Source organism: Pseudogemmobacter sonorensis, from assembly GCF_042762395.1.
In the GTDB taxonomy this organism is placed as follows: Bacteria; Pseudomonadota; Alphaproteobacteria; order Rhodobacterales; family Rhodobacteraceae; genus Pseudogemmobacter; species Pseudogemmobacter sonorensis.
Window position 1 is genome coordinate 1 of the sequence record NZ_JBEFZE010000003.1, and the last position, 17,840, is coordinate 17,840.

The 17,840-nt window shown below is 67.6% G+C and carries 21 protein-coding genes and 1 tRNA gene; 15 read left to right on the forward strand and 7 right to left on the reverse strand.

Annotated elements, in window-relative coordinates; all coding sequences use genetic code 11:
* From ABNX41_RS03030 to ABNX41_RS03055, 6 genes are all read left to right on the forward strand, one after another.
* A partial coding sequence (locus ABNX41_RS03030; RefSeq protein WP_438668249.1) for a hypothetical protein occupies nucleotides 1-578 on the forward strand: 578 nt, incomplete at its 5' end.
* Nucleotides 575-979, forward strand: coding sequence for a DUF6950 family protein (locus tag ABNX41_RS03035; RefSeq protein WP_438668250.1), 405 nt, complete (start codon nucleotides 575-577; stop codon nucleotides 977-979). The genes ABNX41_RS03030 and ABNX41_RS03035, both read left to right, overlap by 4 nt.
* A 3-nt stretch (nucleotides 980-982) precedes the next feature.
* Nucleotides 983-4,120 (forward strand): phage tail protein, encoded by a 3,138-nt coding sequence (locus ABNX41_RS03040; RefSeq protein ID WP_438668251.1) that lies wholly within the window; start codon nucleotides 983-985, stop codon nucleotides 4,118-4,120.
* On the forward strand, nucleotides 4,117-6,219 hold the full coding sequence (locus ABNX41_RS03045) for a hypothetical protein (RefSeq protein WP_438668252.1): 2,103 nt from the start codon (nucleotides 4,117-4,119) through the stop codon (nucleotides 6,217-6,219). Before ABNX41_RS03040 ends, ABNX41_RS03045 begins: the two co-directional genes overlap by 4 nt.
* A 10-nt stretch (nucleotides 6,220-6,229) precedes the next feature.
* Nucleotides 6,230-7,297 (forward strand): hypothetical protein, encoded by a 1,068-nt coding sequence (locus tag ABNX41_RS03050; RefSeq protein WP_438668253.1) that lies wholly within the window; start codon nucleotides 6,230-6,232, stop codon nucleotides 7,295-7,297.
* Between the two features lie 33 nt (nucleotides 7,298-7,330).
* Nucleotides 7,331-7,582 carry a hypothetical protein gene (locus ABNX41_RS03055; protein ID WP_438668254.1) on the forward strand — a complete coding sequence of 84 codons (252 nt, stop codon included), beginning with the start codon at nucleotides 7,331-7,333 and terminating at the stop codon, nucleotides 7,580-7,582.
* On the opposite strand, the gene ABNX41_RS03060 is transcribed toward ABNX41_RS03055, so the two are convergent.
* Together ABNX41_RS03060 and ABNX41_RS03065 are read right to left on the reverse strand one after the other, a co-directional pair.
* The gene (locus ABNX41_RS03060) at nucleotides 7,583-7,792 is read right to left on the reverse strand and encodes a helix-turn-helix domain-containing protein (protein ID WP_438668255.1); all 210 of its coding nucleotides are present in this window, start codon (nucleotides 7,790-7,792) and stop codon (nucleotides 7,583-7,585) included.
* On the reverse strand, nucleotides 7,789-7,956 hold the full coding sequence (locus ABNX41_RS03065; protein WP_438668256.1) for a hypothetical protein: 168 nt from the start codon (nucleotides 7,954-7,956) through the stop codon (nucleotides 7,789-7,791). The genes ABNX41_RS03060 and ABNX41_RS03065 overlap by 4 nt, the downstream gene beginning before the upstream one ends.
* A 145-nt stretch (nucleotides 7,957-8,101) precedes the next feature.
* On the opposite strand from ABNX41_RS03065, the gene ABNX41_RS03070 reads away from it, so the two are divergent.
* From ABNX41_RS03070 to ABNX41_RS03085, 4 genes are all read left to right on the forward strand, one after another.
* A complete protein-coding gene (locus tag ABNX41_RS03070) occupies nucleotides 8,102-8,365 on the forward strand; it encodes a spike base protein, RCAP_Rcc01079 family (protein ID WP_438668257.1) in 264 nt (87 codons plus the stop codon).
* On the forward strand, nucleotides 8,365-8,898 hold the full coding sequence (locus ABNX41_RS03075) for an N-acetylmuramoyl-L-alanine amidase (RefSeq protein WP_438668258.1): 534 nt from the start codon (nucleotides 8,365-8,367) through the stop codon (nucleotides 8,896-8,898). Before ABNX41_RS03070 ends, ABNX41_RS03075 begins: the two co-directional genes overlap by 1 nt.
* A 3-nt stretch (nucleotides 8,899-8,901) precedes the next feature.
* The gene (locus ABNX41_RS03080; protein ID WP_438668259.1) at nucleotides 8,902-9,087 is read left to right on the forward strand and encodes a hypothetical protein; all 186 of its coding nucleotides are present in this window, start codon (nucleotides 8,902-8,904) and stop codon (nucleotides 9,085-9,087) included.
* A 168-nt stretch (nucleotides 9,088-9,255) separates the two neighbouring features.
* A complete protein-coding gene (locus ABNX41_RS03085) occupies nucleotides 9,256-9,462 on the forward strand; it encodes a hypothetical protein (protein ID WP_438668260.1) in 207 nt (68 codons plus the stop codon).
* Between the two features lie 84 nt (nucleotides 9,463-9,546).
* Here the strand turns inward: ABNX41_RS03085 and ABNX41_RS03090 are convergent, their stop codons facing one another.
* Nucleotides 9,547-9,708: a hypothetical protein gene (locus ABNX41_RS03090; RefSeq protein ID WP_438668261.1), complete on the reverse strand. Its 162-nt coding sequence runs from the start codon at nucleotides 9,706-9,708 to the stop codon at nucleotides 9,547-9,549.
* Between the two features lie 202 nt (nucleotides 9,709-9,910).
* On the opposite strand from ABNX41_RS03090, the gene ABNX41_RS03095 reads away from it, so the two are divergent.
* From ABNX41_RS03095 to ABNX41_RS03105, 3 genes are all read left to right on the forward strand, one after another.
* Nucleotides 9,911-10,228, forward strand: a complete 318-nt coding sequence (locus ABNX41_RS03095; protein ID WP_438668262.1) for a hypothetical protein — start codon at nucleotides 9,911-9,913, stop codon at nucleotides 10,226-10,228.
* Nucleotides 10,229-10,246: 18 nt separating this feature from the next.
* A complete protein-coding gene (locus tag ABNX41_RS03100) occupies nucleotides 10,247-10,969 on the forward strand; it encodes a phage antirepressor KilAC domain-containing protein (RefSeq protein WP_438668263.1) in 723 nt (240 codons plus the stop codon).
* A gap of 139 nt (nucleotides 10,970-11,108) precedes the next feature.
* Nucleotides 11,109-11,327 (forward strand): glutaredoxin family protein, encoded by a 219-nt coding sequence (locus ABNX41_RS03105; RefSeq protein ID WP_438668264.1) that lies wholly within the window; start codon nucleotides 11,109-11,111, stop codon nucleotides 11,325-11,327.
* Between the two features lie 86 nt (nucleotides 11,328-11,413).
* Here ABNX41_RS03105 and ABNX41_RS03110 read toward each other — a convergent pair.
* Together ABNX41_RS03110 and ABNX41_RS03115 are read right to left on the reverse strand one after the other, a co-directional pair.
* Nucleotides 11,414-11,487: transfer RNA gene (locus tag ABNX41_RS03110), tRNA-Gly, on the reverse strand.
* An 85-nt stretch (nucleotides 11,488-11,572) separates the two neighbouring features.
* Nucleotides 11,573-13,144 (reverse strand): bifunctional metallophosphatase/5'-nucleotidase, encoded by a 1,572-nt coding sequence (locus ABNX41_RS03115; RefSeq protein ID WP_438668265.1) that lies wholly within the window; start codon nucleotides 13,142-13,144, stop codon nucleotides 11,573-11,575.
* A gap of 258 nt (nucleotides 13,145-13,402) precedes the next feature.
* On the opposite strand from ABNX41_RS03115, the gene ABNX41_RS03120 reads away from it, so the two are divergent.
* Together ABNX41_RS03120 and ABNX41_RS03125 are read left to right on the forward strand one after the other, a co-directional pair.
* The gene (locus ABNX41_RS03120; protein WP_438668266.1) at nucleotides 13,403-13,741 is read left to right on the forward strand and encodes a DUF952 domain-containing protein; all 339 of its coding nucleotides are present in this window, start codon (nucleotides 13,403-13,405) and stop codon (nucleotides 13,739-13,741) included.
* On the forward strand, nucleotides 13,738-14,799 hold the full coding sequence (locus tag ABNX41_RS03125; RefSeq protein WP_438668267.1) for a quinone-dependent dihydroorotate dehydrogenase: 1,062 nt from the start codon (nucleotides 13,738-13,740) through the stop codon (nucleotides 14,797-14,799). Before ABNX41_RS03120 ends, ABNX41_RS03125 begins: the two co-directional genes overlap by 4 nt.
* Nucleotides 14,800-14,873: 74 nt before the next feature.
* On the opposite strand, the gene ABNX41_RS03130 is transcribed toward ABNX41_RS03125, so the two are convergent.
* Together ABNX41_RS03130 and ABNX41_RS03135 are read right to left on the reverse strand one after the other, a co-directional pair.
* Entirely contained in the window at nucleotides 14,874-16,532 is a 1,659-nt protein-coding gene (locus ABNX41_RS03130; protein WP_438668268.1) for a peptidoglycan -binding protein, read from the reverse strand.
* 4 nt (nucleotides 16,533-16,536) lie between these two features.
* The gene (locus ABNX41_RS03135; RefSeq protein ID WP_438668269.1) at nucleotides 16,537-17,733 is read right to left on the reverse strand and encodes a biopolymer transporter ExbB; all 1,197 of its coding nucleotides are present in this window, start codon (nucleotides 17,731-17,733) and stop codon (nucleotides 16,537-16,539) included.
* Nucleotides 17,734-17,840 lie beyond the last annotated feature (107 nt).

Genomic DNA, 17,840 nt, shown 5'->3' on the forward strand with positions numbered 1-17,840 from the left:
CGGGCGCGGTCGAGACGCTGGGCCTCTGGACCGGGGAGGATCACCAGTCGATCACGGTCGGGGGTCAGAGCCGGACCTATTACGGCGCGGGGGCGGTTCTGGGCATCGATCCGGTGACGCAAAGGTCGGGGCTGGAGGTGCGACAACGCAACATCAGCGTCTCACCCCTCGCGCCCGAGGTGGTCACGGCGATCCGGCTTTACGATCCGCGCCTTGCCCCGGTCGAGCTGCACGAATGGTTTATCGACCCCGACACGATGCTGCCGCTGGCCGATCCGGTGATCGACCTGCGGGGCCATATCATCAAGGCGCCGATCTCCACGCCTGAGGATGGCGGGGCGGCCACCTGCACGATCACCATGGTTTCGGCGGCCTGGACGCTGACGCGCGGCCTCACCCTCAAGCGCAGCCAGGCGGCGCTGGAGCGCCGGGCGCCTGGGGATAAGTTTCGGCAATACGGGGATATTTCCGGCGCGGTCGAGACGGCCTGGGGCGAAAAGCTGGCCGTGGTGCAGCCACAGCAGCAGTCCGGGCCGCGCGCGATCGCCTCGGGAGTGACGGAGTTTCTGGGCCTATGATCAAGCGCACCCCCGGCTGGCAGCGCCGCCTCGCCGTCTATCTCGGCACGGTGGCCCGGTCGCCCTTTGCCTTTGGATCGCAGGATTGCGCGCTCTTTGCGGCGGGCGCGGTCGAGGCGATGACGGGCACGGATCTCGCGGCGTCTTATCGCGGCAGATACACCACCCTGCGGGGCGGGCTGCGCATCATGCGCCGCGACGGCTTTGCCGATCACATCGCCTTCTTCGGCCACCACCTGCCGGATCGCGACGGCCCGCCGCAGCCCGGCGATCTGGCCGTTGTGCCGACCGACGACGGCCCGGCGCTCGGCGTTGTGCAGGGCGATCAGATCTATGTCACCAGCCCCGGCGGGCTGGCCCTTGTCCCCCTCGGGGATGCCCCGCGGTTTCTGAGGGTCTGATCCATGGCGGTTGTTGGAGGGTTTATCGCCGGAATGTTTGGTGGCGCGGGCCTGCTGTTGCCCGGGTCGATGGCGGTTGGAGTTGCCGCAGGCGCGACCTTCGCCGCGACGACCTGGGGCGGGATCGCGGTCAAGCTGCTGACCTCGGTCGCGCTGTCGGCGCTGTCGCAGGCGCTGATGGAGACGCCCAAGCAAGAGGTGGCGGGGCTGCGCACCAGCACCACGCTGTCGGGCGGGGTCAATCCCGAGGCCTTTTGCATCGGCCCCTATGCCACCGATGGCGCATTCGTCGGCCCGCCGATGTCCTGCGATGCCTCTGGCGGCAATACGCCCAATGCAATCCTGCATTATGTGATCGAGCTTGCTGGCATCCCGGGCCACGGCCTTGACGGACTGATCCTTGACGGCGAGGTGGCCGAGATCCTGCCGGATCACATCCATCCCGATCACGGCAACCGCATCGGCGGTCGTTTCCTCGGCAAGGCCTGGATCCGCTATTACGACGGCACCCAGACGGCGGCGGATCCCTATCTGGTCTCGCGCTATCCCATCGGCCACGTCCGCCCCTGGACCGCTGACATGATCGGGTCCGGCATCTGTTACGCTATCCTGACCTTCCTCTATGACCGGGAGGTGTGGACGGGCTGGCCCAAGGCGCGCTTCGTGTTGCGTGGGCTGCCGCTCTACGACCCCCGCTCGGACAGCACGGCGGGCGGATTGGGCCCGATGCGGTGGGGCGATCCATCGACCTATTTGCCGACCCGCAACTTGGCGATCCAGATCTACAACATCCTGCGCGGGATCCATCTGCCGGGGGGGCAGGTCTGGGGCGGCGAAGCGCAGCCAGAGGATCTGCCCTATGCGGGCTGGGCCGCCGCGATGAACGCCTGCGGGGCACTGGTCGATGACGGCGCGGGCGGGACCGAGGCGCAATATCGCGGCGGCTTCGAGATCTTTGCCGAGGATGAGCCGTTCGCCGTGATCGAAAAGCTGCTGCGCGCCTGCAACGGCCATCTGACCGAGCATGGCGGCATCTGGCGCCTGCGCATCGGCGGTCCGGGCCTGCCGGTGATGTTCATCAGCGACGACGATATCCTGATCGATGCGCCGCAGGAACTCGATCCATTCCCGGCACCGGATGAGATCCGCAACGCGATCTCGGCCACCTATCCCGACCCATCCCGGCTTTGGGAAAGCAGCGAATCCCCGCTGCTGACCAATGAAGATTGGGAGGCCGAGGACGGCGGCCGCCGCCTGCCGGAAGATCTGGCCCTGGACGCCTGCCCCTATCCATTGCAGGCGCAGCGTATCATCGCCGCCCTGATCAATGATCACCGCCGCCTGTTGCGGCATATGCTGACCCTGCCGCCCGAGGCCGGGGTGCTGGAGCCGGGCGACGTGATCGCATGGACTTCCGTGGCCAATGGCTATGCCGTCAAGCTGTTCGAGGTCGCGGAGATCGTGCGCGAGGCCCGCACCTGGCGCACCCGCGTCAGCCTGCGCGAGGTCGATCCCGAGGATTACGACCCGCCCGAGGGCCTGGTGCTGCCGTCGCCGCCGTCGCTGGAGGTGGTGCGCCCCGCCGCGCAGGCCGTGCCGGGGTGGGATGCCGTGCCTGCGATCATCGTGGACGCCGAGAGCAACGCCCGTCGCCCGGCGGCGCGGGCGGTCTGGGACGCGGCGGGCGCGGTGGATGCGCGCGGGGTCCGGGTGGCGGTGCGGCTGGCGGGCGCGGCGGGCGACGGGCGAGAGCTTGGGATCTACGACCTGCGCGCGGGCGAGGCGTTTCTCGACCCGGCGCTGCCTGCCACGGCCTATGAGATGCGGGGTCGGCTGGCGGTGGACCGGGCCACCGACTGGACCGCATGGACCGCCGTCACCACGCCGGATGTCAGGATCGGCGCCGAGGATCTGGCCCCGGACATTGTGGCTGATCTGGCCGCGCTGCATGACTGGATCGATGACGGCCAGGTCGTGCCCGACGAAATGCTGCGCGAGATCCGCGCCGGGCTGCGCGATCTCTCGATCCAGCTTATCGAGAGCGGCGCGCGCGCCCTGCTGCACGAGACCCAGATCCGCGATGCGGCAGCTCAGGCCTCCTATGTGCTGGGGACCCGGGTTGAGGAGACCGAATCCGGCCAGGCCGCCACGGCGGCGGCGGTCACCGATCTCGCGGCGCAGCTCCCGGGCTTTGCCTCGTCCACGGCGCTGGCGGGCCTGCAGGCCTTCGTCGAGCGTCGGGACGCCGATATCGACGCCACCGCATCGTCGGTGATCGCGATCGGCGCCGAGCTGGACGACATGTGGGATGACATCGCCGCCAGCGTCGCCGCCGTGACGTCGCTGGACACCCGCCTCACGGTCGCCGAGGGCCGTATCTCGGCCTCGGCCGAGGCGCTGATCTCGCTCGGCGCGCTGACCCCGGCCGGGCTGGCGCAGGCGATCCTGCGCATGACCGCCGAATCCGGCCCCTCGGGCGTGGCGGCGCGGATCGGCCTCAAGGCGCTGGCGGGGAATTCGAGCGACGACACCCGGGTCGCGGCGCTGTTTCTGGACGCCCTCGCGGGGGGCGGCTCGCGCGTGGTGATCCAGGGCGATGCGCTCTACCTGATGGTCGGATCCTCGACCACGCCGCTGTTCGTGGCGGATTCGAGCGGGCTGCGGATCAATTCCGGCCTGATCCGGCTGACCGGCGACGTGGTGGTCGAGGGCTCTTTTCGCGTCATCGGATCGATGATCGACGCGGGCGCGGTCTCGCGACGCTATTACATGGGCTGGCAGGTCGATAATGGGATCTACAACCCCTCCTCGCCCTATGTCGTCGGCAATTCCGTCGCCGCCAGCTTCGCGGCCCGGACCGGCAGCGAGGACAATCCGGGCAATCCGGTGATGACGACGCTGAGCTGCCGCATCAGCAATCCGGCGCCGTCGATCACCTTCATGCTGCAGCGCCAGGACGGATCGAACTGGACCACGGTCTACAGTTGGACCGTCGATGCGCCTGGCCCCTCGATCATCCGCCAGATCGATGCGCCGCATTTCGGGGGCGCGACGCTGCAGGACGGCACCTATCGCCTGGCCGCCCTGGGATCCGCCCTTGTCCACAATATCGTCTGCACCATGGAGCAAGTCAGCAAATGAGCACCACCACCTATTCTGACGGCACGATCTCGGTCGGGGCGGGCTCGATCACGGTGACAGGCACCGGCACCGGCTGGGACAGCGCCGGGCTGGACGAGGGCGACCTGATGACCATCGCCGGGCTCTCGGTTCCGATCGCCACGATCGAGGATGCGACCACGATCACGCTGGCGCGCGGCTGGCCCGGCGCGGCGCAGGTCGATGCGGGATACGACATCCTGCGGATGGATGTCGCGGTGCGCATGGCCGAATCCTGGGTGGAGCTGATGCGGGTGCTGGGCCAGGGGCCCTTGATGTCGCTGGCCGGTCTGACGGCCGAGGCCGACCGGCTGCCCTATTACATTGGTGAGAGCGCGATGGCCGCCGCGCCGCTGACGCCTTTCGCCCGGGGCCTGCTGGCGGGCGTCGATCCGGCGGCGGTGCGCACCGCGCTGGAGTTGCCGGGCCATGCGGCGGCGAGCCTGCCGGACCTGACCGCGCAGGTCTGGGCCCAGCCCGCGATCAGCCGCCTTGAGGCGCGCACCATGGGCGTGCTGCCGGGCGTCGAGGCGGACAATACCGCCGCCCTCAACGGCTCGATTTCCTATGCCATCGCCAATGGCAAGGTTTTGTCGATCTCGGGCCCGATCCGGGTGACCGATACGGTGCGGGTCGAGACCAATCGCGGGCGCGGCGTCTCGGACGGCTTGCCCGAGCATTGTCATATCGACACCGGCCGGGGGACCCGGATCGTGATGCAGGCCGACAACAAGCCGGTCCTGCACCTGCGCGGCCGAGGCATCCGGCTCGGCGACATCCAGGTCGAATTCGCGACCTACCAGCCCGCCGCCTATACCAATTCGGTCGGGGTGGTCTTCGACGATTTGTCCTTCGGAAACCTCGGCTATCTCGACGCCCGCTTTTGCAATACGGGATTTTCCACGCTATGGGACAATCCGGCCTGGTCGATCTGGCCGACCGGCATGACCAACAACTTCTTTTTCGACAACAAGATCGAGGCGTTGCGCGCCCTGCGCTATTCGCGGCGCGGCGTGGTGATCCGGCCGCAGAACGAGGGCAATACGCCCAACCGCATTTCCATGATCTCGACCATCAGCCCCTGGAACAGCGGGCCGTCCGGCATGGGGATCGAGCGGTTTTCGCTGGGGATGCAGCTCTGGCAGCAGGGCATCGGCCGCCATGTCTGGCTCAATGGCTGCCGGGGCATCGACATCGGCAAGATCAATGTCGAGAGCGCCCTGGCGAGCCATAGCCAGCTCTATCTCGACAATTGCCCCGACTATAATATCGGCGTGGTGCATATGGAGGCCGTCGGGGTCTCGGCCAATGACGCGGCGCTGATCGCGGTCAACAACGCTTTCGGCCGGATCGGCGGGGTCTCGATCTATGATTTCGACCTGGGCGCGGCGGCCGGGCTGACCGGCGGCACCAGCCTGATGGCAGTGTACAATCGCGGCCGGATCGACATCGACACCCTGGAGATCGCCGCCAATTACACCTCCTCCGGCACGGCCAGGATGATCGTGGGGCAGGAGGGCGGCCACCGCATCGGCAAATGGATCGACAATGTGGGTGGATCCGTCACCGGGGCGGGCACCGGCACCGGCACCACATTCGTCGAGGGCTCGGGTCGCCCGCGCCAGCTCTACACCGGCAGCGGCATCGGCCTGCCGATGATGACCCATTTCGACGGGCTCGACATCCTGCCCGGCTTCTGGGCCCGGGCGCCCGCCGGGGCCAATGTGACCTCGCCCGGGGTGCTGCCGATCACCGAGGTCCACGACACCTGCGGCTGCTATGCCGCCGGGATCTTCACCTGCCCGGCGGGGGCGGCGGGCCTGTGGCGCTTCACCGCCCGGCTGCGGGCGGCGGCCGGGCAGGATGCGGTCTTCGTGATGCGCCGCAACGGCGCGGACACTTTGCGCCGGTGGCGGCACCTGCGCAGCTCGGGCGCGGATGTCTTCACGCGCGACAATTTCGATCCGGTTCACGTCGAATTTTACCTGGCGGCCGGGGACACGATCCGGGTCGAGCTTGAGAGCGGCCAGGCCGCGATGGACAGCAACGTGTTTTTCTGCGGCGCCTTTGTCAGCAAATGAGGATCACCAGATGATCGGCCTCGGCCTCTCCCTCACCAGCATCCCGACCGCGCGGCGCCCCTGGACCCCCGCCGTGCTCCTTCCGCCGGAGACCCCCGGCATCTGGGTCGATCCCTCCCGCCTCGATCTGCTGGCCCAGGATGCGGCGGGCAGCGTCCCAATGACCGGCCCGGGCCAGCCCGTGGGCCTCGCCCGCCGTCGCGCGGGCACGGTGGATGCGCCGCAGCCCGTGGCCCTGTCCCGTCCGACGCTGGCCCGCTGGCCGCGCGGCGGGCGGCGCAATCTCGCCACGGGCGCTCAGGCCGTGGGCGATGCGGCCTATTGGCCCGAGGCGGTCACGAGCAACGGCATCACGGCGGCCAAGATCGCGACCGGCGTCGAGGACGGGGTGCCTTACGTCGACGTCAGGTATCAGGGGTTGGCTGCCGGGACCCAACATGCGGGCGCCTATATCATCTCCAACTCCAATGCCCCCGCCGCTTCGGGCGAGGTATTCACGGCGCGGGTGACGGCCCGCGTCATCGCCGGATCTGCCCCGGGTGGGGTCGCCATCCCCGGAATCCGCATCAACATAGAGGAGCGCAATGCCTCGGGGGTCTGGGTTGCGGGCGGCGGATCGGCCGTGGGCGCAACCTCGGCCGAGGATACAACCGTCACGCTGACGCGCGCCTTGACCGACGCCACGGCCGCCAGCGCGCAAACAGTCGTGACCCTGGGCTTTACCTCGGGCGCGGTTGTCGATGTGACCTATCGGCTCAAGGCGCTGCAATTTGAGGCGGGCGCCACCGCCTCGCCGCTCCAGCACAATCTCGGGCCTCATGACGTGACCGAGCCGGGCGTGCCGGACGTCTGGCACCTGTGGGATGACGGCGGCGACAGCCTTCCGGTGGCATTGCCTGCCGGGGTCTACGGCCGCGCCTGGGTCGATCACCTCGGCGTGGTGACGGTGGATGCGGTGACAGCCCCCGCCAATGCGCTGCTGGCGGCCCGCCAGGCCGGGGCGATCCTTCGCGCCGGGGCTTTCAGCGCGGCCGAGGAAGCCGCGATCCGCAAATACTGGGCGCGCGTTGCGGCCTGACAATCGCGCCGCTCTGATGCGCATGGAGATGATATGCCAGACACCCCACACGGCCTGCTGGCCATCCTGCAATCGGTCTGGGTGCAGGTCTCGGCCCTCGTGGCTCTGATCGTCTGGCTGGTGCGGGGCGAGGCCGCGACCAAGGCCAATGCCGCCGAGATCCGGCGCCTGTGGCGACAGCGTGACGAGGACCTGCGCGCGCACAAGGAGGCGAGGGATACCACCAACGCCATGCTCGACGAGGTGCGCCGCGATATCAAGACACTGCTCGCCCGCCGCGACTGATCAGCCCCGCGGCCATTCCGGCGGGCGCCAGCCCGACAGCAGCCAGCCCATCACCCGCGCCGCGACAGGATTGACGCTGCGCGCCGTGCTGCGGTCTTCGGCCATCTCCCATTTGCGGATCGTCTGCGGGGTGGTGTCGAGGATCTGCCCCAATTGGGATTGGGAGAGGCCCAGCTTTCGCCGGGCCTCTTTGAATTCTGCGGGGGTCATGGAAAGAAGATCTTGACCAGAGTGGCGGTCGCCGCGATCAGGCCCGCCGCCGTGGCAAAGGGCGTGACGAAGGTCATCACCGTCACCTGCTTGGTCTCGGCCAGCAGCTTGGCGATTTCGGCGCGCATCTTGTCGTCGGCAAGGCTTTGTTCGGCGTGGGTCATGTCGGTTTCTCCGGGTTTCGCGGGCTTCATTGCCCTTCGATAAGACGATACATAGCGCCAATGGCGCTATGTGTCAATCCCTCTCTTCGCAGTTTCTGGACAAAACCCGCCCGCCTCGCGCGGGCTTTTTCACATGGAGAAAGCCATGCCTGAACCCGTCAACTATTTCCGCCACCATGCCCGAGGCCTCGACAGCCCCGCGACCGGGCATGCCGCCATCACGCCCTCGGACAGTGAGGATCTGCCGGTGATCCCGCGCGTGATCTACTGCGCTACCGCCGGAACCGCCGTGCTGCAAGACGCGGCGGGGGTGGTGGTGAGCTACCCCGTCGAGGCCGGGCAGATCCTGCCGATCTCGCCCCGCCGGGTGCTGGCGGCCAGCACGGCCTCGCTGGTGGGGTGGTGGTGATGCGCGCGATCACGGGGGTTATCGTCCATTGCACCGCGACCCGGCCCGACTGGTGGGCGGGGCGCACGAGCGCGGCCAAGGTCGCCGAGGTCCGGCGCTGGCATGTCACCGGCAACGGCTGGCGCGACATCGGCTATCACTATCTGATCGACCGCGACGGCACCGTGGTCCCGGGCCGCCCGCTGGAACAGACCGGCGCCCATGTGGCGGGGCGCAACACCGGAACCATCGGGATCAGCCTCTTCGGCGGTCATGGCTCGGCCGCGAGCGATGCGTTTGCGGACCATTTCACGCCGGAGCAGGACCGGGCGCTGCGCAAGCTGATTGCCGATCTGCAATCGCGGTTCGGGGCTGTGCCGGTGACCGGGCACAACCAATATGCCGCCAAGGCCTGCCCGGGTTTCTCGGTGCCGAAATGGCTGGCCGAGGCCAACCGCCCCGCCGCTACCCCGCCGCCCGATCCGGCCCCGGCCTCGGGCGGCTGGCTGGCCGGGCTGATCGCTGCAATCAACCGTATCCTCAAAGGAGCCTGATCCATGATCGGACCCATCTCGCGCATCCTCGCCCGCTGGCTGGCCTCGGCGCTGGTGACCTATGGTCTCGTCGCACCGCAATACGGCGCGGCGCTGGATCATGATCTTGCCCTGGTCCTCGGCGCGCTGATCGGCGCCGGGACCGAAGCCGCCTATGCCCTCGCCAAGCGCAGGGGGTGGTCCACATGACCGCCCTCATCACATGGCTGATGGGCGAGGCCGGGAAGTGGGTGGCGGGCGCGCTCGTCGTCGTCATCACCTTTGCCGCAACCTATCTGCGGGGGCGCTCGGACGCCCGCGCAAAGCTTCGCGCCGATGCCGACAGGGCCGCGCTTGAAACCGTGAAAGGATATGACGATGCGAAGAATTCCGCTGCTGCTGGCGGCGCTGCTTGGCATGACCGGCTGCGTCAGACCCGCAAATGATGCCGGGCTGTGCATCGCCGCCGCCCCGGATGTGGCCGCGCTGCGCCGGGCCCTGCTGGACCATCCCGAGACCCCCGACCCGGTGGGCGAGGCCGGTGCCGATCTGGTGATCGGGTTCGAGGCGGTGTGCCGGGCCTAGATCCTCCCCGCGCCTTGTAGGGTCATGAGCGCGCGGACCTCACGCTCGTAGGGGCACAGTCGGCCAGCCAGATCGCGTTGACGGTCACTTCGGCAGGTAGCCCTTGTCGCGGGCGTAATCAGTCAAAAGCTTTTCGACCAAAGAGGTTAGCGAGCGCTGATCGTCAGCGGCTGCTTTCTCTGCGGCTTCTTTCAACTCTGGTCGGATGCGCAGATTAACCTGCGCGCTTTTTATTCTGCTAGACACTGTATAGCCACCGTCTTGACGATATGTTTGTAAAGCCGTAGTGTAGACAGTGCGATACCAAAACGCAACGGGCCGGGCGGTGCTACGAACACCAACCCGGCCCTAACCGAAACACGATCTGAAACGGAGATCGAGAATGGCTAACCACCATACTAATGCCGCATGCCTTGATTCTGAAGGGGTCAGGCGGCGGAACCTTCTGATGGCGCTGCCGATTGCCGGTGCAGCACTCGCCGTTCCCGCCATCGCCAAAGCCGACAGCATGACCAGACAAGAGCGTATCCAGCACCACGCGGAGGCGCTGCTTGCGCTGATCCGGGGCGAGTTCCCCGACGATGCCACCAGCATGTGCGTGATCGTCAATTCGAACTGGGGTCCGGTCGAACAGCTGAACAACAGGGCCAGCGTGGATGCGCGGGCCATGACCACCGTCTGGAAAGATGACGACCGCATGAAGAACGGCGGTCTCTGGATCGAGAACAGCTTGGGGCATTGGGCACCCGGCATCGGACGCTATTGAAGGGAAGGAGAGATGAACATGCAGGTTATGATCCCCGGCCAAGGCCCCATCACCATGTCGTCACGCGAAATCGCCGATCTGGTCGAGAAGCGGCACGACAACGTCAAGCGCACCATCGACACCTTGGCAGAGCGCGGCGTAATTGAATTCCCTCAAATTGAGGAAGTTCAAATCGAGACGTCCCATGGACGAAAACATGGGATGCAGGTCTACCACCTCAAGAAGCGCGACACGCTCGTCGTCGTCGCGCAGCTCTCCCCCGAGTTCACCGCCCGCGTGGTGGATCGGTGGCAGCAGCTCGAAGCCGAGCGCGAAACCTTCGACCCGTCCAAAATCCTCGAAAGCCCGGCAGCGATGCGGGGCCTGCTGCTGACCTACACCGAAAAGGTGATCGCGCTGGAAGCCAAGGTCGAGGACATGAGCGAGGATGTTGCGGCTCACGAACGCCTGACCAAGGCCGATGGCAGCCTGAACGTCACCGAAGCAGCGAAGAACCTCGGCATCCGCCCGAAAGACCTGTTCGACTGGCTGTCGCACAACGGCTGGATCTACAAACGCGCCAACAGCCCGACATGGCTCGGCTTCCAGACGAAGTGCAATCAGGGCCTGCTGGAACACAAGACCACAACCGTGCTGCGGGCGGACGGCTCCGAGAAGATCACCGAGCAGGTCCGCATCACAGCGAAAGGCCTGTCCGTGCTGGCGAAACTGATCCATCCCACGGCCAGACTCATCGCCTGATCCAACCGCCGCCAGCCCCGCCCCTACGGCCCTTTTTGTGGAGAGCGGGCCGGGGCTGGCTCATCTCATCAACCCCAAACGCCGGAGCTTAAATGAAACCTCTCAAGCAGGCATCAACCCCGTTCGCCGGAGAACCAAAATGCTGACCCTCTACACCCGCCCCGGCTGCCAACCCTGCATCGCCACCAAGCGCCACCTCGACCGCCTGTCCATCCCGTATCAGGTCGAGGATCTGACCCCCTATGACGCGGCGCGGTTTCGCGAGGCCGGGCACCAGGAGGCGCCCGTGGTGGTGGCGCCGACCGGAACATGGTCGGGATACCAGCCGGGCCGGATAGACGCGCTGTTGGGGGAGTGATGGGTAGCAGGTGTCCCAACAGCGTTTCCGGCGTGGGACACATTTGATCGTAACTTACTGATAAATATATAATAAGTTTGGTAGTGTGGAGCGGGCGGCGGGAATCGAACCCGCGTCTCTTGCTTGGAAGGCAAGGGTCTTACCATTACACAACGCCCGCTCGAAGGGCGGCGGATCGCTCCGCCGCGCCTAGATAGCCAGTTCGCGCGGGCTTCGCAAGCCTCTGCCCGCGCCGACGCGCGGCGTCACTTCACCGTGATGCGGCCGTCGGTATAGGGCTGATAGGCGCCGCCCGCCGCCAGATATTCCGCCACCACATCGGCAAGGTCGGGGCCGAAGTCATATGCCTTGGCGGCATTGACGAACATGCCGAAGCCGTCGCCGCCCTGGCGGACATAGTTGTTCGAGACCACCAGATAGGCCTTTTCGGGATCGACCGGCACGAAAGCCCCGCCCTCGGCCACCAGCACCTCCGAGATCCGCTCGCCCGCGGGGGCGGCGGGATCGACGGCGTATTTCACTCCCGCGACCTGAAGGAAGCGGCCCGCCTTTTCCTCATACTGGCTGGCGCCGTTCTCCAGCGCCTCGACCAGCTCCGCGCCGGTGATCTCGAAGGTCGACAGCGTGTTCTGGAACGGCAGCACCGTCAGCACCTCGCCCATGGTGACCTCGCCCGCGTCGATCGAGGCGCGCAGCCCGCCGGAATTGGCCAGGCTGATGGTCACGCCCTGATCGGCCACGCGGGCAAGCTGCGCATCGGCGACCAGATTGCCCATCGAGCATTCCATCTGGCGGCAGATGTCGCGATTGCCCTCGATGGTCTCGGCAGTCTCAGCCACCACCTTGTTGCGGATCTCGTCCAGCGGCGCGCCGAGTTCCCTGATCCGCTCGGCGGTGGTGCTGTCTTCGGCCACCGAGCCGTCCATGATCAGCGGTTCGCCGCTGGCCGAGATGATCTTGCCCGCTTCATCGAAGGTGACGTTCAGCTCGCCCAGGAACTTGCCATAGGCATAGGCCTGAACGATGGCCGTCTCGCCGACCATGGTCGGATAGGGGCCGACGGCGTTTTCGTCGGTGTTCGACAGATAGGTGTTGTCATGCCCCCCGACGATCACATCGACCCCGGTGGTTCCGGCGGCGACGCGCTGATCGACCAGATAGCCCGAATGGCTGAGCACGACGATCTTGTTGATGCCCTCTTCGGTCAGCTTGTCGACCTCACCCTGGACGGCCTGCGCCGGATCGGTGAAGATCACGTTGCGGCCGGGCGATGCGATTTCCGGCGTGTCGACGGTGGTCAGGCCGATCAGGCCGATCTTCTCGCCGCCGCGCTCGATCACCGTGGATTTGGCGATCTTGTCCCGCAGCAGTGGCTCCATGCTGATATCGGCATTCGACATCAGGACCGGGAATTCCACCGCCTCGACAAAGCCGCGAAGCACCTCCGGGCCGTCGTCGAATTCGTGGTTGCCCACGGTCATCGCGTCATAGCCCAGCCGGTTCATGAATTCGGCGGTCATCTTTCCCTTGTAATAGGTGTAGAACAGTGTGCCCTGGAATTGGTCGCCGCCATCGACCAGGATCGAATGTCCGGCACGGGCACGGGCCTCGGCCAAAGCGGTCACCAGCCGGGCCGAGCCGCCGAAGCATTTGCCCTCGGCATTGTCTTCGGCCGAACAGGGGCCGTCGAAGGCCGAGATCGGCTCGAACCTGTCATGGAAATCGTTGGTGTGCAGGATCGTCAGGGTGAAATCGGCCGAAGCCGCCCCGGCGGTCAGCGCAAGCGCCGCCCCGGATGCCATCAAGCTGCGGAACATGGGAAACCTCCTTCATTGAGCCGTTTGCGTTACATTGCTGTTACATGGGCGGGCGAGTCAAAGCCCCTGACGCCTGGACTGGCATTCCGGCATGAAACCGGCGTGACATTGCGCAAAGGACGCGCGGCCCCGGCCGATCCCGCTGCGGCCCGTCCCCCGCGGCCATTGACCTTGCGGCCCGCCCTGTGCGAGGGACCGGGCGGACCTCGCAGGCCGAAATGGGGCCGAAATCGGGGCCGAACCCGCGTGAGGGACCACATGCTGATCTACAAGATCTTCCGCCGCCCCGAATGGGATGCATTCCGCGCCGCGGGCGAGACCTATGGCGCACCGGTCGACCTGGTCGACGGCTATATCCATTTCTCGACCGCCGCCCAGGTGGCGGCGACGGCGGCGAAATGGTTCGCGCGGGAAAGCGACCTCGTGCTCGTCGCGTTCGAGAGCGACCGGCTCGGCCCGGCCCTGAAATGGGAGCCCGCCCGCGACGGCGCGCTGTTCCCGCATCTCTACCGCCCGCTGTCGCTGTCCGAGGTGGTCTGGGACAAGTCGCTGCCGCTTGGCGCGACCGGGCATATCTTCCCGGAGGGGCTGTGGTGAGCGTGATCGAAAAGGCGGGCCTTGCCCTTCTGCATCGGATCGACCCCGAGCGGGCGCATGCGCTTTCGCTGACCGCCCTGCGCGGCGGGCTGGTGCCGCTGCCGGGGGTGATCGCCTCGCCCCGGCTGGAGGTGCGGCTGGCCGGGCTCGTGCTGCCCAATCCGGTCGGGCTGGCGGCGGGCTACGACAAGAACGCGGTGGCGCTGGCCGCCCTGGCCCGCGCCGGTTTCGGCTTTGTCGAGACCGGGGCCGCGACGCCGCGCCCGCAGCCCGGCAATCCGAAGCCGCGCCTGTTCCGGCTGGCCGGGGACCGGGCGGCGATCAACCGCTTCGGCTTCAACAACGACGGGATGGAGCCGATCGGCCGCCGCCTTGCCGCGCGCGCGCCGGGGCCGGTTCCGGTCGGGCTGAACCTGGGGGCCAACAAGGATTCCGCCGACCGGGCGCAGGATTTCGCCCGGGTGCTGGCCCATTGCGGCCCGCATGTCGATTTCGTCACGGTGAACGTGTCCTCGCCCAATACCGAAAGGCTGCGCGACCTTCAGGGGGCCGAGGCGCTTTCGGCGCTGCTGTCGGGGGTGATGGCGGCGCGGGACGCGCTTGCCCGGCCGATTCCGGTCTTTCTCAAGATCGCGCCGGATCTGGCCGAGACGGAACTGGCCGACATCGCCGAGGTCGCCCGTTCGGCGCGGCTCGACGCCATCGTCGCGACCAATACCACGCTGTCGCGCGAGGGGCTGACGAGCCCGCATGCCGCCGAGGGCGGCGGGCTTTCGGGCGCGCCGCTGTTCGCGCGCTCGACCCGGGTGCTGGCGCGGCTTTCGGAACTGACCGGCGGCGATCTGCCGCTGATCGGGGTGGGCGGGATCTCCTCGGCGGAAGAGGCCTATGCCAAGATCCGCGCGGGCGCCTCGGCGGTGCAGGTCTATACCGCCATGGTCTATGAGGGGATTTCGCTGATCCCCAGGATCGTGCGCGGGCTTGAGGCCTTGCTGGCGCGCGACGGTTTCGCCTCGGTCGCCGAGGCGGTGGGGACGGACCGGGCGCGCTGGCTCTGATCCGTGCCTTTCCGGTATGGGCCCTTCTGGCCCGGTGACGCCTCCGGTCGGGGGGGCTCGGGTCTGGCCCCCGCTCAGCGTTCGGTCAGCTTCAATTCGATCCGGCGGTTCTGCGCCCGGGCGGCCTCGGTATTGCCCTCGGCCACCGGGCGGTATTCGCCGAAGCCGGTCGCGGCCAGCCGGTCCGGCGGAAAGCCCAGTTCGGTCTGCATGAAGCGCACCACCGAAAGCGCGCGGGCCTGGGAAAGCTCCCAATTGTCGCGATAGGCGCCGCTGCCCAGCAGGGGCACGTTGTCGGTATGGCCGTCGACGCGGATGATCCAGTCGATCGAATCGGGGATCTGGGCGCGGACCTCGTTCAGGATCTCGACCACGGCGGCGATCTGGGCCCGGCCCTCGGGCGCCAGATCGGCCGCGCCGGGCTGGAACAGCACCTCCGAGGAAAAGACGAAACGGTCGCCCACCACCCGCACGCCCGCGCGCCCCGACAGCAGGCGGGACAATTCGCCGAAGAATTCAGAGCGGAAGCGTTCCAGATCGGCGTTTTCGGCCTCAAGCCTGCGGCGTTCGGCCTCTTCCAACTCGGCCCGGGCGCGTTGTTCGGCGGCGACCTGGGCCAGCGCGGCATTCAGGTCCTGGCCCAGGGATTCGAGCTGGATCCGGGCCTCGTCGCGTTCGGCCTCGGATTGGTCGAGCACGGATTGCAGGCTGCCGAGCTGGCTGCGCAGGGCGGCAAGCTGCTGGTTCAGCAACTCCATCTCGCGCGCGGCGGCAAGGGTGCTCTCGCGTTCGGCCAGAAGCGCGGCCTCGGCCAGAGCCAGCGCGGCCTCGCGCTCGCTGATGGCGGTTTCGGTATCATTCGCCAGCGCGCGGGCGGCGGCCAGAAGCGTCAGGGTCTCCTCGGCGCGCCGCCGCTCGGCCTCAAGCGCCAGCGTCATCGCGGTCAGTTCGGTATCGGCGCCTTCAAGCCGCGCCCGAAGCGCCTCAAGCGCGGCGGCATCGGCAAGGCGCATCGCCTCGGCCTCGGAGATTGCGGTCTCGGCGGCGGCGACGGTGGCGGCATTCTCGGCCTCTGATGCGCGCAATTCCTCGATCAGCGCGCGCAAGGCCTCGGCGCGGGCGGCGGCAAGGCGGGCGGCCTCGGCCTCGGCGTCGATCTCGTCCCGGGCCTGGGCAAGCGCCAGCACCATCGCCTCGGCCTCGGTGATCAGCCGCGCCTCGGCGGCCTCCAGATCCTCGATCCGGGCGGCCAGCCCCTCGATTTCCGTCTGCGCCGCATCGCGTTCCGAAGTCATCAGCGCAAGGCCCGCGCGGGCGGTGTCGCGCTCGCCGATCAGGGCGGCGACCTGGGCCTCGAAGGCGGTGATCCGCGCCATCGCCTCGGAGAGTTCGACCTCGCGCTCGGCCAGCGCGCCCTCAAGGCCCAGGATCACCCCGGCCTGGCGCTGCCCCTCGGCCAGCGCCGAGGAGAGCGAGGCCTGAAGCGCGCCGATCTCGCCCTGCAACTCGCCCACCCGGCGCCGTTCCAGGCCAAGCGCGTCGGACAGGGCCGCGACCTGGCTGGTCAGTTCGGACAGCTCGCCCTCCTGGCTGACGATCCGGTCGCGCAGAACCGACTGCATCACGGTGAAGATGGTCAGGACGAAGATCATCACCATCAGCAGCGTCGTCACCGCATCGACGAAGCCGGGCCAGATCAGGTTGGAATCGCGCCGGTGCCGGGAAAGCGCCACGGCCCTATCCCCGGGCCGAAGGTGCTGCGCGCGACAATTGCCGGATCGCGGCGGTCAGCGCGGCCAGATCGGCGCGCAGGTCCGAGACGGTTTCCTGCCGCCCGGCGCTGATCTCTTCCAGGATGCGTAGCATCTGCACGTCGATCGAGCGCAGGCGCATGCGGCTTTCGGCATCGACGCCGCCGCCCCCGCCCTCGCCAGGGGTAAGACCGGAGAGCGCGGCGACCAGCCGCTCTTGCCCCTCGGCCACGCGGGCGAGGGCGGCGGCGTTCGCGCCCTCCTGCATCGCGCCGTCGGCCAGCCGCGCGGCCAGCCGGTCCACCGCGCCCGCAAGGTCGTTCACCCGGTCCTCCATCACCGAACGGGCGACATCGGCCTGGGTGAAAAGCATCTGCAGGCTTTCCATCTGCCCCGCCATATGGTCCAGCACCTGCACCACCGCGCCCTGATCGCCGCCGCCCTCGCCGTCCGAGAGGCCGATGCGGGTGATCGAGGAGACCCATTCCTCCAACTCGCGGTAGAAGCGGTTCTGGCCGTGGCCCGCGAAAAGTTCCAAAAGCCCCAGCGTGACCGATCCCCCCAGCCCCAGGAGCGACGAGGAGAACGCCGTCCCCATCCCGCCAAGCTGGTTTTCCAGCCCGCTGAGCAACTGGCCGAAGATGTCGATCCCGCTTTCCTCCGGCGCGGGTGCCAGGCTGCGGATGGTCTCGACCACTGCGGGAACCGTGGTGGCAAGGCCCCAGAAGGTGCCCAGAAGCCCCAGGAAGACCAGAAGGTTGATCAGGTAGCGGGTGATGTCGCGCGCCTCGTCCAGCCGCTGCGCCACCGAATCGAGGATCGAGCGCCCCGAAGAGGCCGAGATCGTCAGCGCCCGCCCGCGCGATTTCAAAAGCGCGGCCAGGGGCGCGAGAAGGCTGGGCGCAGTGCCTTCGTCCGCGCCCGGCTCGCGCCGCACGAAAGCCTCGATCCAGCTTACCGATTGCGCCAGCGTCCAGACCTGCCAGAAGCAGGTGACCACGCCGAAGAGGAAGACGAAGGCGATGAACCCGTTCAGCACCGGGTTGATGAAAAGGATGTCCTCGATCTGGCGATGGATCAGCCAGACCCCCGCGCCCACGAGGATGCAAACCAGAAGCATCGTCGTGATCGCCCGGATCGGCTGGCTGAAGGTGGTGCCCGGACCGGCCTCGGCGCGTTGCATTTTCTGGATGCCTGTCCTGCTGTCTTCCCGTTGCGGGCGAGATTACCAGCTTCGTCCCCGCTGCCAAATGAAATCCTTCGCAGGCGCGGCGATGTCGCAAGATGGTG

Coding starts and splice junctions, on each gene's coding strand:
- ABNX41_RS03035 (WP_438668250.1), top strand. CDS start 575: ATGATCAAGCGCACCCCCGGCTGGCAGCGCCGCCTCGCCGTCTATCTC.
- ABNX41_RS03040 (WP_438668251.1), top strand. CDS start 983: ATGGCGGTTGTTGGAGGGTTTATCGCCGGAATGTTTGGTGGCGCGGGC.
- ABNX41_RS03045 (WP_438668252.1), top strand. CDS start 4,117: ATGAGCACCACCACCTATTCTGACGGCACGATCTCGGTCGGGGCGGGC.
- ABNX41_RS03050 (WP_438668253.1), top strand. CDS start 6,230: ATGATCGGCCTCGGCCTCTCCCTCACCAGCATCCCGACCGCGCGGCGC.
- ABNX41_RS03055 (WP_438668254.1), top strand. CDS start 7,331: ATGCCAGACACCCCACACGGCCTGCTGGCCATCCTGCAATCGGTCTGG.
- ABNX41_RS03060 (WP_438668255.1), bottom strand. CDS start 7,792: ATGACCCCCGCAGAATTCAAAGAGGCCCGGCGAAAGCTGGGCCTCTCC.
- ABNX41_RS03065 (WP_438668256.1), bottom strand. CDS start 7,956: ATGACCCACGCCGAACAAAGCCTTGCCGACGACAAGATGCGCGCCGAA.
- ABNX41_RS03070 (WP_438668257.1), top strand. CDS start 8,102: ATGCCTGAACCCGTCAACTATTTCCGCCACCATGCCCGAGGCCTCGAC.
- ABNX41_RS03075 (WP_438668258.1), top strand. CDS start 8,365: ATGCGCGCGATCACGGGGGTTATCGTCCATTGCACCGCGACCCGGCCC.
- ABNX41_RS03080 (WP_438668259.1), top strand. CDS start 8,902: ATGATCGGACCCATCTCGCGCATCCTCGCCCGCTGGCTGGCCTCGGCG.
- ABNX41_RS03085 (WP_438668260.1), top strand. CDS start 9,256: ATGCGAAGAATTCCGCTGCTGCTGGCGGCGCTGCTTGGCATGACCGGC.
- ABNX41_RS03095 (WP_438668262.1), top strand. CDS start 9,911: ATGGCGCTGCCGATTGCCGGTGCAGCACTCGCCGTTCCCGCCATCGCC.
- ABNX41_RS03100 (WP_438668263.1), top strand. CDS start 10,247: ATGCAGGTTATGATCCCCGGCCAAGGCCCCATCACCATGTCGTCACGC.
- ABNX41_RS03105 (WP_438668264.1), top strand. CDS start 11,109: ATGCTGACCCTCTACACCCGCCCCGGCTGCCAACCCTGCATCGCCACC.
- ABNX41_RS03115 (WP_438668265.1), bottom strand. CDS start 13,144: ATGTTCCGCAGCTTGATGGCATCCGGGGCGGCGCTTGCGCTGACCGCC.
- ABNX41_RS03120 (WP_438668266.1), top strand. CDS start 13,403: ATGCTGATCTACAAGATCTTCCGCCGCCCCGAATGGGATGCATTCCGC.
- ABNX41_RS03135 (WP_438668269.1), bottom strand. CDS start 17,733: ATGCAACGCGCCGAGGCCGGTCCGGGCACCACCTTCAGCCAGCCGATC.